We start from the raw sequence: 2,526 nt of genomic DNA on the forward strand, positions 1-2,526 counted from the left end.
TCCATCGCTCCCGGCGCGTTCATTGGCGTGATTGGACGCTCGGGTGCCGGAAAGTCGACATTGCTGAGGATGATCAACCGACTTGCGACGCCGACCGCCGGAAAGATCGCCTTCGACGGCCTGGACGTGACGGCGCTGAAGGGCCGGGACCTGCGGAAGTGGCGTGCGCGCTCGGCGATGATCTTCCAGCAGTTCAATCTGATCGGTCGCCTCGACGTCCTGACCAACGTGCTGATGGGACGATTGGCGAACATGTCTTCAGCGAGGTCGCTGTTGAAGCTTTGGCCCGACGCCGACAAGGCAATCGCACTGGCCGCTCTCGAACAGTTCGAAATCGCCGGGCTTGCAGCGCAACGCGCCGATCAGCTGTCGGGTGGGCAGCAGCAGCGCGTCGCCATTGCGCGAGCGCTGGTGCAGGAGCCGGACATCATCCTGGCCGACGAACCGATCGCGTCACTCGACCCGCATAACACCAAGGTGGTGATGGACGCGCTGCAGCGGATCAACCGGGATTTCGGCATCACCGTGATGTGCAACCTTCATTCGCTCGAGCTCGCCCGCAACTATTGCGGCCGGCTGATCGGCATGGCCGCCGGCCAGGTCGTATTCGACGGGACGCCGGAACAGCTGACGGAGAGGGAAGCGCAGCGTCTCTACGGCCTCGAGTCGGATCCAAAGGTCAACGCCTCGGCGAGGCCGGCAGGCGTTGCCGCCGAGGATCCCGCTCTGGGCGTACCCGCGATTGCGTAGCCACCAGACCATCGCGACGACTTTTCGAACGCCGCGCCGACAAGAAAGCTGCCCCAACCCTTTGAGGAGAAGATAGATGTTGAACCGCCGCTATTTCGTGTCCGCCGGCGCCATCGCGCTCGCGTTCACCGCGACCGTTGCCCATGCCGACGATTGGAAGTCGAAATACAAGGAGCTGACTTTCGCGGTTGTGCCGGCTGAAAACGCGTCCGGCGTCAGCGACCGCTACGCTCCCTTCATGGACTATCTCAGCAAGCAGCTCGGCGTCCCCGTCAAGCTCCGCATCGCCAATGACTATGCCGCCGTGATCGAGGGCCAGCGCGCCGAGAACATCCAGATCGCCTATTACGGTCCGGCCTCCTACTCGACGGCCTACATGACGGGCGTCAAGACCGAGCCCTTCGTCACCACGCGAAATAATGATGGCACGGTTGGGTATTATTCGGTGATCTATGTCAAGGCCGACAGCCCCTACAAGGACATCCGGGACCTCAAGGGCAAGACCATCGGCTTCGTCGATCCCAATTCGACGTCCGGCTACAACGCGCCGCGGTTCTTCCTGCACAAGGCCGGCATCGACGCCGATAGCTTCTTCAGCAAGTCGATCATCACGGGGAGCCACGAGAACGGCGTGATCGCGCTCGACAAGGGAACGGTCGATTGCGCCGCCGACTGGTGGAATTCCGACACCGATTCGAATCTGACGCGCATGGTCACGAAAGGGATGGTGAAGAAGGAGGATTTCCGGATCATCTTCAAATCCGGACTCTTGGCCGGCTCGCCCTATGCATACCTCTCCGATCTTCCCGCCGACCTCAAGCAAGCCATCGCTGCAGCGTTCAAGGAAGCCCCGACCAAGGACAAGGCTGCCTTTGACCGGCTGTCTGACGGCAAGGACAAGGAATTCGTGCCTGTCACCCATAAGGACTACGAAAACACCGTCGAGATGATCCAGTTCGTCAACGACATGCGCAAGAAGCATTCCTGAGAACAGCCGGGGCTGAGAGCGGGGGAGCGGTATTTCACCTCCCCCGCTCGTCGTAACCGGCGCGGGATGTCATGGTCTCCAGTATCCTGAACGTATCGCAGGCGCGCCTCGAGATTCTGGTCGCCGACTATCGGCGAGAGGTGGGACGCCGAAGACGGCAGTTCCTGCTCGTGCTGGCGATCCTTGCGATCCTGATTGCGGCCGCCGGGCGGGTCGGCGAAGTCGACCTGTGGAATCTGGTCGACCATATCTCGAACTTCACCAGCTATTTCGGCCGGATCCTTCCCAAGCTCAGCGTTGCGCATTTCGGCGCCGATGTCGCGGACTGGTATTGGAACCTGACGGGGTGGCTGAAGCTGCTGCTCGACACCATCCTGATCGCCTATCTCGGCACGCTGATCGGGGCGGGCGGTGCGTTCATGATGTCATTCCTTGCCGCGGCCAATCTCGCGCCGAGCCCTGCGCTGCGCTGGTCGATCAAGCGCATATTCGAATTCTGCCGCACCGTTCCCGACCTTGTCTTCGCCCTGATGTTCGTCAGCGCCTTCGGCCTTGGGCCGCTGGCGGGAATCCTGGCGATCTCGATCCACACTTTCGGGACGCTCGGCAAGCTCTTTATCGAGGCGATCGAGAATATCGACATGAAGCCGGTCGAAGGTGTCCACAGCACGGGCAGCCGGTTCGTCGAAACCATGCGGTTCGGTGCGCTGCCGCAGGTGATGTCCAGCTTCGCCAGCTATACGTTGCTGCGATTTGAGATCAATGTGCGGTCGGGTTCGGTGGTCGGT

At 61.5% G+C, this 2,526-nt stretch carries 3 protein-coding genes; all 3 read left to right on the plus strand.

Annotation, left to right across the window (positions count from 1 at the left end):
- Positions 1–750 (plus strand): phosphonate ABC transporter ATP-binding protein (gene phnC, locus WCB02_RS30320; RefSeq protein WP_423963793.1); only part of this gene is annotated, 750 nt, incomplete at its 5' end.
- 76 nt (positions 751–826) lie between these two features.
- Positions 827–1,738 carry a phosphonate ABC transporter substrate-binding protein gene (phnD, locus tag WCB02_RS30325; RefSeq protein ID WP_423963796.1) on the plus strand — a complete coding sequence of 304 codons (912 nt, stop codon included), beginning with the start codon at positions 827–829 and terminating at the stop codon, positions 1,736–1,738.
- A gap of 71 nt (positions 1,739–1,809) precedes the next feature.
- Positions 1,810–2,526 (plus strand): PhnE/PtxC family ABC transporter permease (locus tag WCB02_RS30330; protein WP_423963799.1); only part of this gene is annotated, 717 nt, incomplete at its 3' end.

The sequence above is a fragment of the Bradyrhizobium sp. genome (genome assembly GCF_049581145.1).
In the GTDB taxonomy this organism is placed as follows: Bacteria; Pseudomonadota; Alphaproteobacteria; order Rhizobiales; family Xanthobacteraceae; genus Bradyrhizobium.

Coding starts and splice junctions, on each gene's coding strand:
- phnD (WP_423963796.1), top strand. CDS start 827: ATGTTGAACCGCCGCTATTTCGTGTCCGCCGGCGCCATCGCGCTCGCG.